Source organism: Herbaspirillum sp. WTB6 (assembly GCF_057457785.1).
On record NZ_CP176522.1, the window covers coordinates 2,933,516 to 2,946,625 of the forward strand.

The following is a 13,110-nucleotide window of genomic DNA, read 5'->3' on the forward strand; positions in this document are numbered from 1 at the left end:
GAATTTAATATAATTGACGGCCGCGAACGAGCGTCAACCATCGTTCCGGCCTCAGTCGCCCATAGATGGGCAGCTTGACTGCAAGGGCTATCGCCCATTTCCGTAATACGTTAACGCAACAGGCAGTGGAATCGGTCATGCCCGCATCAGATTTGAAACATCCGGCAAGCCATGACTGCTTCGTGCTTCTGGATGATTGCGAGGCGACTGCGGCCGATCCCAGATCGCGCCTGTACTCCGGATATGCGGGAACGCTGGCTTGCCGCCATGCGTCGGAATTGGAGGGCTTGTTCGACGCCATGCAGCAGGCGCTGCAGCGCGGGCTTTACGCAGTCGGCCTCCTGGCTTATGAATTAGGCGCCGAATTCCATCGAATAGAACCCCGTGTGACCACGCAGCCTTTGGCTGAAATACTTTTATTCGAGTACTGCGAGCGGCTTTCCGCATCCGAAGTTTCCGCATGGCTCGCCGCGCGCGAACAGGAAGCGCATGATGCGGAGAGTCCCGCCAGCGATCCTCCTGCCGGCATTGCGGGACTGCGTGCCGATGTGAGCCAGGCGGAATTTTGCGACGCGATCGAACGCGTCCACTCCTATCTGGAGAGCGGCGACACCTATCAGGTCAACTACACCTATCGCCTGAACTTCGAATCCTACGGCTCGGTTATTGGCCTGTACCGGCGCCTGCGCGCCCGCCAGGCAGTGCCATATGGCGCGCTGATCGCGTTGCCGGACGGCAGGGCGGTGTTGTCGTCGTCGCCGGAATTATTCATCCGGCACGAGCGCGGCGAACTGGTCGCGCGGCCGATGAAAGGCACAGCGGCCGCGAGTGGCGACGCCGCAATCGACCGCGCCCGCGCCGCGGAGTTGGCGGCGGATACAAAAAACCGTGCCGAGAACCTGATGATCGTCGACCTGCTGCGCAATGATATCGGCCGGGTCGCGACGATAGGGACGGTACGCGTGCCGCACTTGTTTGAGGTGAATGCATATGGTCCGGTGCTGCAGATGACCTCGACGGTAACCGCGCATTTGCGGCCCGATGCAAGCCTGGGAGGCCTATTTTCCGCACTGTATCCGTGCGGCTCCATTACCGGCGCGCCGAAGCGCCGCACGATGCAGATTATCCGCGAGCTGGAAGCCGCTCCCCGGGGCATCTACACGGGTGCGATCGGCTGGTTTGATAAACCGGTTGATGGCCGGAAAATCGGCGATTTCTGCCTTTCCGTGCCGATACGCACGATTGCGCTCGAGGCACCGGCGGCAGGCGGAATGCGCCAGGGCCAGATGGGAATCGGCGCAGGAATTGTGTACGACAGCGATGCCGCTTCCGAATACCAGGAGTGCCAGTTGAAGGCCCGTTTCCTGACCGGGCTGGCGGTCGATTTCAGCCTGTTCGAGACGATGTTCGCGACGCGGGCGGAAGGCTGCCGCCACCTCGATTTGCATTTGCAGCGGCTGCGTTCGTCAGCCGAATATTTCGGGTTTCGCTACGACGAAGCCCCCCTGCGCGAGGTCTTGCGGCAAGCGTGCGCCGATTTTGCGCAAGGGGTCGATTACCGCCTGCGCCTAAGCCTGGCGCATTCCGGCGCCTGTACCGTGCACAGCGCACCGCTGTCAACCTTGCCGTCGACAGTGCGGGTATTGGTGGCGCCGGAGCCGATCGGCCAGGCCGACCCATTCCTGCGCCACAAGACCACCGTGCGTGAACAGTACGATGCGGCATGGCGCGCGGCCGAGGAACGGGGCGCGTTCGACATGCTGTTCCTCAATCGCGCCGGAGAGTTGACGGAAGGCGCGCGCAGCAACGTATTCGTGCGCCTGGACGGCCGCTGGTACACGCCGCCATTATCGGCCGGCCTGTTGCCGGGAGTGATGCGCGGTGTGCTGCTTGCCGACCCTTCGTTCGGGGCAGTGGAACGGCGGCTGACCTTGGATGACTTGCGCGCGGCGCAGCAGGTATTGGTGTGCAATGCGTTGCGCGGTGCCTTGCCGGCGGTGGTGGAGTGGTAATCGGCGATTGCCGTGACGGCCGCCTGTCCAGTCGCGCCCCAGAAGAATAGCCGCGCATGGCGCCCGTGCGCCAGCGGCCGGTCAATTGGCACGCCCGCTTGGTGGCGTCGCCAGTGCTTCGATCGCCTCCCGATCCGTGGAGTAGAACGCCGATTCTCCAAACGCGCTCTGCACCCCGGTTCTCAGCAAGACTTCGCTGAGTTGCTTCTTGGCCGCCGATAACCGCAGGCTGATGCCCATGTTCGCGAGGTTGCGCTCCAATCGCCGCAAGCCTTCCACTCCGGTTGCGTCGATATGGTTGATTGGCGCGCAGCACAACAGGACCGTGCGCAGTCCGGCCGATCGTTGTGCGCGGCTGATGATGAAACGCTCGAGCAGCGGCGTGGTAATGAAAACGAGTGCCGAATCCATGCGGACCGCGAGCACGTCCGGCGCCAGCGGCGGCAACGCGTAATGCTGCCGGTCGCGCAAAGTGCCGTCGGCATGCAGGCCGACCTCGATCAGGCGTGGACGCGCAAGCCGGTAAAGGAAGCACAGCAGCGATACCACCAGTCCGGCCAGCACCCCCCAGTGCAAATACGGTGCCGACGCCAGCGTCGCCGCGAATGTCGTGACGGCGACCAGTCCGTCGTCGCGCGCGGAGCGCCACAGCGTGCGAAAAGCGCGGAGATCGACCAGCCCGATGACCGGCACGATGATGATCGCGGCCAGCACCGCTCGCGGCAGGTGATAGAGGTAGTCGGTGGCCCACAGCAGGCATGCCAGGACGCATACCGAGGTAAACAGGGCCGACCAGCCGCTGGTTGCGCCCACGTAAGCGTTCAGCGCCGAGCGCGAGAATGAGCCGCTTACCGGAAAAGCGCCGCTGGCGCCGCTGGCAATTTTTGCCAACCCTTGTCCGATCAACTCCTGGTTTTCGTCCCACACCTGGTTACTGTTGCGTGCCAGCGTGCGGCAGCTCGACATCGCTTCGGTGAAGCTGATGAGGGCGATGATCACCGCGGCCGGCAGAAGCGCCAGATGCTGTTCCACGGTGATGGCCGGCATCTTCCCGAATTGCGGAAACCCGCTTGGGATCTGGCCTACCACGTCGATCCCGTGCTGTGCCAGGCCCAGCGCCGCGCTCGCGGCAATGCCGCCCAGGCAGACCAGCAGGACGCCGGGCAGGCGCGGCGCCCAGCGGCGTTGCAGTATCAGCAATGCCAGCGCACCCACGCCAAAGGCAGCGGTCTGCAGCGTGTGCATCGGCGCTTCGCGCAGGGCGGCGGCGGCGAGATCCAGCCAGTGCGCGCTGAACTCGATACCGGGCAACCCCAACAGCGGCGGGACCTGGGAAAACATGATGATCAGCGCGGCTGCGTTGATGAAGCCGACGATCACCGGGTAGGAAACGAAATTCGCGATCGCGCCCAGCCGTAATCCGCCCAGCAGGAATTGAATCAGGCCCGAGTAAATCGCCAGCCAGATCGCGAGTTGGACCCATTCGGCGCTCTCGGGAGTGGCAAATGGCAGCAGCGACGCGAAGGTGAGCAGGCTGGTCAGTGCCACCGGGCCTACCGCAAGCAGCGGTGACGACCCCCACAGAATCCCTATCACCGCCGGCAACAGCGCCGCATACAACCCGGTTTCCGGCGGCATGCCGGCCAGAGTGGCATAGGCAAGTGACTGCGGTATCAGGACCAGGCCAACGCTCAGACCCGCCCAGGCATCCTTGCGTAATGCAGCCATTGTCGGACGTGGCCACTTCAGGAACGGGAACAGGCGGAGCATGATGATTTAAATGATGAGCTGTCAGTGGCGCCCGGCAACCCGGGTGCGTGCGGACCGGGATGCGGGCGGAATGGCGTTGCAAACAGGTTTGCGCGCCATCTCGCCGGTGTTGCACTTCCGGGTATTGCGCCTTATCCGTTCGCCGACGCGCGGCGAGCGGTGCGGGTCACGGTACGCTTTCCATTTGCGGCACCTGTCCGAGGAGCCGAAGCCGGGAGCAGGTTCTTTCGATCGAAACGCCGACAAACTTCGCACCCGGGATGACGCCGATCTTGGCTGCGCGCACCTTGACCCAGGGAGCGCGAAAATCGTCGATCAGCATGGTGGCAATCCGATCCGCGAAATGCTCGACCAGGGAATAGTGCTTGCTGACGCCCATCGTGGTGATGATAAGCGCCACTTCGCCATAGTCGATCGTGTCATCGATTGAATCGGTCTGGAACATTGCGGTGCCGGGCAGGCCGATTTCCAGGTCCAGCGACACCATTTGCGTGCCATGCTTTTCATGGGGGTAAACCCCGATTCGTACGGGAACGCGCAAGTCTTCGATCAGAATGCAGTCCATGGTTTAGTCCCTGCTTTTCAGGCGCGCGGCGCCGCAAGAGCCGTGCTGACGCGCTCTATCACCAGGCGGATGATTTCTTCCGTCGGTTGCAGCTTCATTTCGCGCAACACGGCAACTATGGCTTCGGACATCCCGGCGCCGGCAGTTTCTCCGGCAACCGGCCGGCGCGGGCTGGCCGGTGGCGCGGATGGCGGTGTGGCGGCGGGAGCGGAAGTTTTGGCCTTGACATCTCTGTATTGAACCGGGATGCCCAGCTTGAGCGCATGCTCGCGCGCCTCGTCGGTGATCGTGCAGTGTTCACCGACGGTGATGGATTGTTGGTGGCGCGCGGCAAGCGCATCGATGTCGGCGCGCGTGATGACCTCGCGGCGGCGAATCGGCAAGTCGCGATATCTGGCTGAGAAGGCGGTCATGGGGTCTGGTCTCCGTAGTCAAGCCAGCAATTGCCGTTGACGGCGCTTGACTGGTTGCCATTTGTTTCGTATTGCCCGCACCAGTTCCTGTACGAGCGGATGCTGGCCGGCGCCGGAATCGTGCTGCATCGCGAAAGCGGGAGGCGGTGAATTCAAGATTGGTGCAACGGCGCGGCTTGGCGTTTGCACCGCGGCCACAACCGGCTGCGGCGCGGCTGCCGGTACGTCTGCCTTGGGTTTGACGATCGACACGCCCAGGTCGTGCGCCGTTTCGCGGGCGGCGTCGGTGATGATCAGATCAGCCGTATGAACGATCTCGCGGCAGCCGCTGGCGGCCGCATCCTCGACGTCGCGTACCGTCAGGAAACGCTTGGTCTGGCGTGGTCGTTCTACAGGGGCACAGTAATATGACATGATATTTTCTAAGACAACGGTACGTTCGGAGCCTGGCCGCTCTTCAATCTGGCCAGAACTTGCTTGACGATCATGTCGATGTCCGGTTGCGGCGTGCCGGCCTTCGCGCTTGCTTCGTGCGATGGCAATGGCAGCCAGGGGGCGATTTCCCAGCCGACCCGTTTCTGGTTGATCAGGTGGGTGACGGTGATGTTGTCGCCGCTGATCGCTCCGCCGATGCCACCGGTGCCCAGGGTGAACGACGGCGCGAAACCGCAGGTATGGCCGACGCTGCCAAGTGTGGACATCGAGTTGACGACGATGCGGAATGCCGGCAGGCGTGCCGCCATGGCTTCGACCTGCTGCTCGTTTTGCGAATGGATCACGGCAGTATGGCCATCGCCGCCGAACTTGAGTATGGAAAGGCACAAATCCAATCCCTGTTCGGGAGTCGGTGCCGTAATGAAGCCGAGAACCGTGGTCAGTTTTTCGCGCGATAACGGATGATCTGCACCGATCCCGGCCAGCGGCGCGACCAGCACGCGCAGATTATCCGGCGCCGGGAGATCGATTGCGGCCGCCAGTTTGCGCGCGCTCTGGCCAACCTGCCGCGTATTCATCGAACCGTCTGGGTGGAACAGCAAGGCGGACAACCGGGCTGCTTGTTCGGCGCTCAGCCATAGCGCGCCTTCCTCTTCCATGTGCCGGCGCAGATCCTGCGCAATCGCCTCATCGGCGACCACGGTTTGTTCGGTAGCGCAAATGAGGCTGCAATCGAAAGACTTGCTCATCACCAGATCGCGCGCAGCCTTGCGCACATCGGCGGTTCGATCGACCCAGGCCGGCACGTTGCCCGGCCCAACCCCATACGCCGGCTTGCCGACGCTGTGTGCGGCCCGCACCATCGGACCACCGCCGGTGGCGAGGATCACGTTGACGGTGTGATGGCGCATGATTTCCTGGGTGCCGGCGAAGGCCGATTCTTCCAGGCACGCAATCAGGCCCTTCGGCGCACCGGCGCGCTCGGCGGCGGCGCTGACGGTGCGGACGGCCTCGAGCGTGCTGCGCGCGGCGGATGGATGCGGCGAGAAAACGATGCCATTACGCCCCTTGACGGCGATCAGCGACTTGAAGATCGCGGTCGAGGTCGGGTTGGTGCAAGGAGTCAGGGCCGCCACGACGCCCATCGGCTCGGCGATGGTCAGCATCTTTTGCTCGCTGTTTCTGGCGATGACGCCGACCGTCGGAATATCCTTGATCGAATTCCAGACGGCCCTGGATGCATGCTGGTTCTTGATGACTTTATGTTCCGCATTGCCGTAGCCGGTTTCTTCGTGAGCCATTTGTGCCAGCCGCGTGGAATCCTTGTAGGCAGCCTCGGCCATCGCTTCGCAGATATCGTTCACTTGCGAGGCAGTCGCGCTGGCGAACTGCCTTTGGGCAATCCTGCATTGGTCAAGCAGGCGTCGGGCCTGTTGAACGGACCGCAGGTCTTTATCGTATGGTGTTTGTGACACGGCGTTTCCTCTCCTGTTTGACGGTTACCGCCGTTTCGGCGGCGCTTCACCGGTTTTCGAGAACGTCAGCTTTCCGCCACCCGATGTGGAATCGATGATCCCGACGATGGTTGCGTCCACCGGAGCGCCGCGAGTCGTTTCGGTCTCCCGGGCGGCACTGCCGGTGACGACCAGCACCAGCTCGTCCTCCCCGGCGCCGACCGTATCGATGGCGACAAACGGTTCACCGGCGGCAGTGCCGTCCGAAGACGCGCGCTGCACGAGCAGGAGCTTGTTGCTGTGCAGGCGGTCTTCCTTGATGGTGGAAACCACCATTCCAATGGTTCGGCATATCAACATATATGTAAGCCAGTCGGTTGGTTGTTATTTGTCGACGCCGGTCAGATTCTCGATCGCGGCGGTCGACGCCAGTTGCGCAGTCCTGACCTCCGCCTCCGTGCCGGCCATGAACAGGCGGCCGAAGCGGCCCACGTCCTGCAGCCGGATCAGGCGCACGTTGGCGGATTTCTCCGCTTCGTTGGCGGCGAGGTCGATGTACGCGGCCGGCGTCACCTCCAGCACGTACAGCGCTTCGCCCGGCACCAGCATGTGGCCCCGGCGCGAGCGGTTGATCAACTGCGCCTGGTAGGGGGAGACGTTGGTGATCAACTGAACCGATGCCACTTTGGGGCGGATCCGGTCCTCCTCTTTCATGCCGAGGCGTTCCAGGATGACCCGTCCGGCTTCGCGCACCGATTCCTGCGAGTCCGAGTGCACTTCCAATACGCCGAACTCGCGCTCGACGATCTGGACCCCCGGCTTGACGTCAGTGGATTTGAGCGCCATGTCGACAATGCGAAACACCTCGTTGCCCGGGGCGAGCTCTACATACAACTGAGCCATCCCGGCAACCGGAATGTCGCCGGAGGTTACCGTGCCGAAGTACGCTGCGTATTGAGCCTGCATCCGGTCGATGTAGAAGAAGGCTCGCAGCTGCAAATTGCTGGAGTTATTGGTTGACATGGCGTTTACTTGCCCTGGGTTGCTTGCGCTGCGCGGCTCGGCAGAACGGAGTTCAGGTCGCCATGCGGGCGCGGGATCACGTGGACGGAAACCAGGTCGCCAACGCGTTTCGCAGCGGCGGCGCCGGCGTCGGTGGCTGCTTTCACAGCGCCGACGTCGCCACGAACCATGATCGTGACAAAACCGCCACCGATCATTTCCTTGCCGAGCAAAGTCACGTTGGCAGCCTTCACCATTGCGTCTGCGGCTTCGATTGCACCGACCAGGCCCCGTGTTTCGACCAGACCAAGAGCGATGTGTCCGTCATTTGCCATTTTTCTCTTCCTTAGGTTTGATTTAAAAAGAACATGACACGCGGGTCATGACCGTACTGCCACTGCTAAATGAGTTTCTACTAACCGTTGGTGGCGGCGCCATTACAGGCACCTTGCAACCGATGCAGCATGTTCGCCAGAACCTCGTCGCCAACCGCGACGGTGTGGCTGGGGCCGGGAAACTGCTTTTGTTCGACGCTGCCCTTGAACGAGCGGAAGCCGTCGATAGCGGAAGTTCCGAGCTGGGCGAACTGCTGAACGAACTTGGGCGTGAACTTGTCGAACAGCCCGAACATGTCCTGGGTAACCAGCCCTTGCCCGTCGCAATACGGGCCGGCCCCGATGCCGATGGTCGGCTCCTGCACAAGCTGGGTGATCACGGCCGCAATCCGGTCCGGTATGCATTCGAGAATCAGGGCGAAGGCGCCGGCGTCAGCGAGTGTAAGAGAATCTTCGATCACCGTCAGAGCGGATTCCACGTCCTTGCCCTGGGTCCGGTAGCTGCCGGTGCGCGCCGCGATTTTCTTGGTCAGGCCGACGTGCGCCACCACGGCGATGCCGCTGTCGCTGAGTGCATGAACGGTCGGGGCCAGATCGGCGCAGCCCTCGATTTCGACTGCGCAGGCACCGCCTTCCTTGATCAGGCGGCTGGCGCTGGCGATGGCGTCGCGTGGGTTCGAGTACGAAAGATAGGGCAGGGTGGCCAGCACCAGGCTGTCGCCGGCGCCGCTCTTGACCGCCTTGGTGTGGTAGATCATTTCATCGACCGTGACCGACAGCGTGTCGCGGCGGCCAAGGCCTACGCTGGCGAATGCGTCGCTGACGGAAATGATGTCAATCCCGGCGTGATCCGCGCAGCGTGCAAATGGATAGTCGTACGCTGAAACCAATGTAATTGGCGTTCCGCTGTTTTTGCGGCTGCGTATCGCATCTGGCGTCACGCGTTTCCGTTTTCCTGCGCTATTTTCAGTCATACGAAGAAGACCCCGTTTTTACTTCTGTGATGGTTGATGCGGATTTGGTGAACGAAGATTAGCATCGGCTTTTCCATACATCCAATGCATTCTATTCAGCATAACCATGCAGTGGCTGCAATCTATAAAATTCCCGATCAGCGGATCTACGAGACTGCGACCTGTGGCGGTGCAGCGGCTTTTCTAAGAGATAACTAAGAGATAACTATGGTTCAACATCGATCTGTCGGTGTACGAGTGACCAGCTACTAAGGCAATGGCATTCCTCAATTATTTCCAACGCAAATTTGGGAGCGTGGTTGCAATCGTGAGATTGCGTGGACCAGCTAAAAATGCGCCCCGCGGCTGGATGATTGCAGCCGCTTCTATGCGTAAGGGGACATGTCGATTGCGTTGCGTTGTCAATCACGTCAAGAATCGGCGTCTATCCGACACTGGCGTAAGGTCCGGCAAAACTCCGCTCTTTGGTAGTCTTAAAAAAATCGAATCAACTTGCCCTATATGAGTTTTCTATGAGCTCCATCCGCGTATCTCGAATTTTAGAAATAAGAACTTCCCAACTCGGGGCTTTTGATCCGAAACGCCTATAGCGGAATTCCACACCAATTGCACCAAATGCATTGGAACAGTCAATACAATGCATTGGAGGTATTGTTTTCGTGGTGCTAGTCTCCCGTCTAGTTTCACATTCCCAAAGACTCGCCAGAGTCAACTTAACTTCCGGAGGCTAGCAAAATGAGTGTCGAAAAGCGCAAAAAAGTGACCATCAAACATCTGCTCGATAAAAAGAAAAACAAGGAAATGATCGTCAGCCTCGGCGTCTACGATGCGCCGATGGCAGCCATTGCCGACGAAATCGGTTTCGATCTTTTGATCAATGGCAATGCCGGGCCGATGTCCCTTCTCGGACACCCGACTCCGCTGACCGTGCGCTTCGAAGAGCAACTGATCCTGACCCAGGCTGTGAGCCGCGTCACCAAGTACGGCATGGTGGTCGGGCATATGCCCTACATGACCTACAACGTGTCGGCAGAGGAGGCCATCCGCAACGCGGCGCGCTTCATCAGCGAAGGACGCGCGGACGCGGTCAAGTGCGAAGGCAACATCCATACCGCCAAACACGTTGCCGAAATCGTGCGCGCCGGCATTCCGGTAATGGGCCACATGGGCATGCAGGCTTCGCGCAAGCTGGAGCAGAGCGGATATGGCTTCAAGGGGCGCTCCGCCGAAGAGGCGTTCAAGATCGTCGAGGAAGCGCGCGCCTTTGTCGATGCGGGCGTGTTCGCCATGATCATCGAGTACGTGCCAGTGGAAATTACCGCCTATCTGGCGAAAACGCTCCCGGTTCCGATCATCAGCGTTGGTGGCGGCCCTTCGCCTGACGGCATCTACCTCATCAGCGGCGATGCGGTGGGTTATAGCGCATTCCCGCGTCCCAAGCACGAGGGTTCCTTCGTCGATGTCCGGCCTTTGATTCAGCAAGGGCTGCGCGCATACAAGGAACAGGTTCTGAATCGCAGTTATCCCAACCAGGAATTCACCCAACACATGACCGAGGACGAACACGCCAAGTTCATCGATCTCGTCAAGTGACCCGGCGAGTTGATTGTTGATTTATCCATATCGGTCGGGGGAATGAATCATGACAGGATCCACACGCAAGAAGGTCACCGTGAAAACGGTGCTCGCCAAGAAGCAGCGCGGCGAGCCGCTCGTCTGCATCGCCGCGTATGACGCGCCGATGGCGGCAATCGCAGACGAAATCGGCTTTGACCTCCTGATCAACGGCAACGCCGGGCCCATGTCCCTGCTAGGGCATCCGACACCGATGACGGTGCGTTTCGAAGAGCAGCTCATCCTGAGCCAGGCCGTGAGCCGCATGGCTCCATACGGCCTGATGGTGGCGCATATGCCCTACATGACCTACCAGGCGTCGGCGGCGGAGGCGGTGCGCAACGCTGCCAGGCTGATCAGCGAGGGCGGCGCCGATGCCGTCAAGTGCGAGGGTAACCGGCATACCGCCCGCAACGTGGCGGAAATCGTGCGCGCCGGCATACCGGTGGTAGGCCATATGGGGATGCAGGCGTCGCGCATGCTGGAACAGAGCGGGTACGGCTTCAAGGGTCGTAGCGCGGTTGAGGCCGCCGGCATCGTGGACGACACGCGCGCCTTTGTTGAAGCCGGCGCGTTCGCCATCATCCTCGAGTACGTCCCGGTTGAAATCACCGCCTACCTGGCCAGGACGCTTCCGGTGCCGATCATCAGCGTCAGCGCCGGCTGGTCACCGGACGGCATCTATATCGGCACCGGCGACGCTGTTGGATACAGCGCCTTTCGCCGGCCGAAAAATGCCAAGGCTTTCGTCGACATCACGCCGGTGATTGCCCGGGGGCTGACGGCATACAAGGAACAGGTGCTTTCCGGCCAGTACCCCCTGCCGGAACATACCCAGCACATGACGGCGCAGGAACACGAGCGGTTTCTTTCGATGGTGAACGCTTAGCGGCGAGCAAGGCGCCCGAGCGGGTTCCGACGCCGATGCGTCGCATTCATATCTTGATTGATCAAATTCATGGCTTACAAAAATGCGATCAGGGAAGGGCTGGCCAACGGCGACTTTCTCTACACCCTCGAACATGTTCCGGAACTTCGCGGCGCCGGCCGCGTGGCGCTGGACCGTCTGGCGCGCGACGCGGAACTGGTCGGGCGCGACCCGAGAATACGTGGCGTCAACATCGGCGACCGAGTCAAATCGACAGATTGCTTCAGCACCGTCGAGTGCGGGAAGATCGTCGCCGAGGCGAGCGGTCTGGTGCCGCTGCTGCACCTGGCCGGCAAGGACCGCGAGCCGCGGGAAGCGGTCGGCGTGATCCGACAGGCGCTGGACGCCGGGTTGAACAACATGCTGCTGGTTACTGGCGACCGGATCATGGAACCGACCCGGCCCGGCCGCACCCGCTACCATGAGTCGGTGGTGGCAATTCTGGATGCGAAGCGGCTCAATCCGGATTGCCTGGTGGCGGCAGCCATCTCCCCCTTCAAGTACCGGGAAGAGGAACTGGCAAACCAGTACCTGAAGATGGCCAAGAAAATCAGCGCCGGGGCGAATTATCTGATCACCAACTGTGGTTGGGACATGCGGAAGTTCGAGGAGCTGATCTGGTACCGGGACGCCCGGGGTTTTCAGATACCGGTGGTTGCCAATCTGCTCTTGCCGTCGCTCGGCTGGGCGCGCGGGATTCATTCGGGTCGCCTGCCCGGCGTGCACATGTCCGATGGCCTGTTTGGCAAGATACTGGAAGAAAGCAAACTCGGGAAACCGGAGGCGCGCGCATGCTACTACCGCCGGCTCGCCCTGCAGGTCATCGGGGTCAGGTTGATGGGCTATGCCGGCGTGCAGTTGAGCGGCGTGGAAACTTACGAAGCCTTGTGCGAGGTGATCGAGCTCGTCGACGATCTGGAAAAAACGATCACCAACCGTGAACAATGGGACCAGGCGTGGGCGGAAGCGCATCGGCTGCAGGATGGCAGCGCCGCCGATTTTGCGCCGCCGGGAGGCCTGTATCTGTTCGGAAGCGAGCAACCCGAGGCCAGAAGTTTGACGTCGCTTCCCGAGATCGGCACGGTACGGGCGGCGCCGGAAGAAATGAACAAATACCGGCGCATGTCTTCAGTGCATCACGCCATGTTCGACCAGGATTCGGTAGGGGCCAAGGTTCTGAAGCCGGTGCTGCAAACCGTGAACGCCACCGGCGTCGGCAAGCGCGCCCTGTTGAAACTGGAGCATTTGACCAAATCCGCGGCACTCGGGTGCGAGACCTGTGGCTTCTGCCGGATCGAGCATTTGCTATATACCTGCCCGGAGACCTGTCCCAAGGGGTTGGCCAATGGGCCTTGCTCGGGGACCGATGATAATGTTTGTGAATTCAAGGATCGGGAATGCATTCACAACAAGAAATATCGGATTGCCAAGGAGACCGGGCGTTTGAACGAACTGGAGGAGGTGATGGTGCCGGCGGTGGATGGGACACGCGGGACGTCTTCGTGGATCAATTACTTCAACGGCACGAATCCGACCGTGGTCCGGATTCCGATCAAGGACGCCACCAAACCGGGGCGTAAAACCTGAATGCGGCGATCCTCGATCGGG

The 13,110-nt window shown here is 61.2% G+C and carries 13 protein-coding genes; 4 read left to right on the forward strand and 9 right to left on the reverse strand.

Features of this window, described 5'->3' with window-relative positions; all coding sequences use genetic code 11:
• The first annotated feature begins 137 nt into the window (after positions 1 to 137).
• Entirely contained in the window at positions 138 to 2,012 is a 1,875-nt protein-coding gene (gene pabB, locus ACK2VC_RS13680) for an aminodeoxychorismate synthase component I (RefSeq protein WP_486730922.1), read from the forward strand.
• Between the two features lie 81 nt (positions 2,013 to 2,093).
• Here pabB and ACK2VC_RS13685 read toward each other — a convergent pair whose 3' ends face one another.
• From ACK2VC_RS13685 to panB, 9 genes are all read right to left on the reverse strand, one after another.
• Positions 2,094 to 3,782 carry a SulP family inorganic anion transporter gene (locus ACK2VC_RS13685; protein ID WP_486730924.1) on the reverse strand — a complete coding sequence of 563 codons (1,689 nt, stop codon included), beginning with the start codon at positions 3,780 to 3,782 and terminating at the stop codon, positions 2,094 to 2,096.
• A 166-nt stretch (positions 3,783 to 3,948) separates the two neighbouring features.
• Entirely contained in the window at positions 3,949 to 4,347 is a 399-nt protein-coding gene (locus tag ACK2VC_RS13690; protein WP_486730926.1) for a dihydroneopterin aldolase, read from the reverse strand.
• 17 nt (positions 4,348 to 4,364) lie between these two features.
• On the reverse strand, positions 4,365 to 4,760 hold the full coding sequence (locus ACK2VC_RS13695; RefSeq protein WP_486730929.1) for a cupin domain-containing protein: 396 nt from the start codon (positions 4,758 to 4,760) through the stop codon (positions 4,365 to 4,367).
• A gap of 18 nt (positions 4,761 to 4,778) precedes the next feature.
• Positions 4,779 to 5,174 (reverse strand): hypothetical protein, encoded by a 396-nt coding sequence (locus ACK2VC_RS13700; protein WP_486730931.1) that lies wholly within the window; start codon positions 5,172 to 5,174, stop codon positions 4,779 to 4,781.
• An 8-nt stretch (positions 5,175 to 5,182) separates the two neighbouring features.
• Positions 5,183 to 6,670, reverse strand: coding sequence for an aldehyde dehydrogenase family protein (locus ACK2VC_RS13705; RefSeq protein WP_486730932.1), 1,488 nt, complete (start codon positions 6,668 to 6,670; stop codon positions 5,183 to 5,185).
• Positions 6,671 to 6,694: 24 nt separating this feature from the next.
• Positions 6,695 to 6,985: a EutN/CcmL family microcompartment protein gene (locus tag ACK2VC_RS13710; RefSeq protein WP_486730933.1), complete on the reverse strand. Its 291-nt coding sequence runs from the start codon at positions 6,983 to 6,985 to the stop codon at positions 6,695 to 6,697.
• 48 nt (positions 6,986 to 7,033) lie between these two features.
• On the reverse strand, positions 7,034 to 7,672 hold the full coding sequence (locus ACK2VC_RS13715; protein WP_486730935.1) for a hypothetical protein: 639 nt from the start codon (positions 7,670 to 7,672) through the stop codon (positions 7,034 to 7,036).
• Positions 7,673 to 7,677: 5 nt separating this feature from the next.
• Positions 7,678 to 7,986 (reverse strand): BMC domain-containing protein, encoded by a 309-nt coding sequence (locus ACK2VC_RS13720; RefSeq protein WP_486730938.1) that lies wholly within the window; start codon positions 7,984 to 7,986, stop codon positions 7,678 to 7,680.
• Positions 7,987 to 8,066: 80 nt separating this feature from the next.
• Positions 8,067 to 8,876, reverse strand: a complete 810-nt coding sequence (gene panB / locus ACK2VC_RS13725; RefSeq protein ID WP_486730940.1) for a 3-methyl-2-oxobutanoate hydroxymethyltransferase — start codon at positions 8,874 to 8,876, stop codon at positions 8,067 to 8,069.
• An 819-nt stretch (positions 8,877 to 9,695) separates the two neighbouring features.
• Here panB and ACK2VC_RS13730 point away from each other — a divergent pair.
• From ACK2VC_RS13730 to ACK2VC_RS13740, 3 genes are all read left to right on the forward strand, one after another.
• Positions 9,696 to 10,553, forward strand: coding sequence for a 3-methyl-2-oxobutanoate hydroxymethyltransferase (locus ACK2VC_RS13730; protein ID WP_486730942.1), 858 nt, complete (start codon positions 9,696 to 9,698; stop codon positions 10,551 to 10,553).
• Between the two features lie 79 nt (positions 10,554 to 10,632).
• Entirely contained in the window at positions 10,633 to 11,463 is an 831-nt protein-coding gene (locus ACK2VC_RS13735) for a 3-methyl-2-oxobutanoate hydroxymethyltransferase (RefSeq protein WP_486730943.1), read from the forward strand.
• Positions 11,464 to 11,532: 69 nt separating this feature from the next.
• Positions 11,533 to 13,089, forward strand: coding sequence for a methylenetetrahydrofolate reductase C-terminal domain-containing protein (locus tag ACK2VC_RS13740; RefSeq protein WP_486730945.1), 1,557 nt, complete (start codon positions 11,533 to 11,535; stop codon positions 13,087 to 13,089).
• Positions 13,090 to 13,110 lie beyond the last annotated feature (21 nt).

What these genes read in the sequence shown, in the direction of transcription:
- ACK2VC_RS13715 (WP_486730935.1), bottom strand. Translation starts at nt 7,672, where the DNA reads ATGTCAACCAATAACTCCAGCAATTTGCAGCTGCGAGCCTTCTTCTAC.
- ACK2VC_RS13695 (WP_486730929.1), bottom strand. Translation starts at nt 4,760, where the DNA reads ATGACCGCCTTCTCAGCCAGATATCGCGACTTGCCGATTCGCCGCCGC.
- ACK2VC_RS13710 (WP_486730933.1), bottom strand. Translation starts at nt 6,985, where the DNA reads ATGGTGGTTTCCACCATCAAGGAAGACCGCCTGCACAGCAACAAGCTC.
- ACK2VC_RS13700 (WP_486730931.1), bottom strand. Translation starts at nt 5,174, where the DNA reads ATGTCATATTACTGTGCCCCTGTAGAACGACCACGCCAGACCAAGCGT.
- ACK2VC_RS13740 (WP_486730945.1), top strand. Translation starts at nt 11,533, where the DNA reads ATGGCTTACAAAAATGCGATCAGGGAAGGGCTGGCCAACGGCGACTTT.
- ACK2VC_RS13690 (WP_486730926.1), bottom strand. Translation starts at nt 4,347, where the DNA reads ATGGACTGCATTCTGATCGAAGACTTGCGCGTTCCCGTACGAATCGGG.
- ACK2VC_RS13685 (WP_486730924.1), bottom strand. Translation starts at nt 3,782, where the DNA reads ATGCTCCGCCTGTTCCCGTTCCTGAAGTGGCCACGTCCGACAATGGCT.
- ACK2VC_RS13730 (WP_486730942.1), top strand. Translation starts at nt 9,696, where the DNA reads ATGAGTGTCGAAAAGCGCAAAAAAGTGACCATCAAACATCTGCTCGAT.
- ACK2VC_RS13720 (WP_486730938.1), bottom strand. Translation starts at nt 7,986, where the DNA reads ATGGCAAATGACGGACACATCGCTCTTGGTCTGGTCGAAACACGGGGC.
- pabB (WP_486730922.1), top strand. Translation starts at nt 138, where the DNA reads ATGCCCGCATCAGATTTGAAACATCCGGCAAGCCATGACTGCTTCGTG.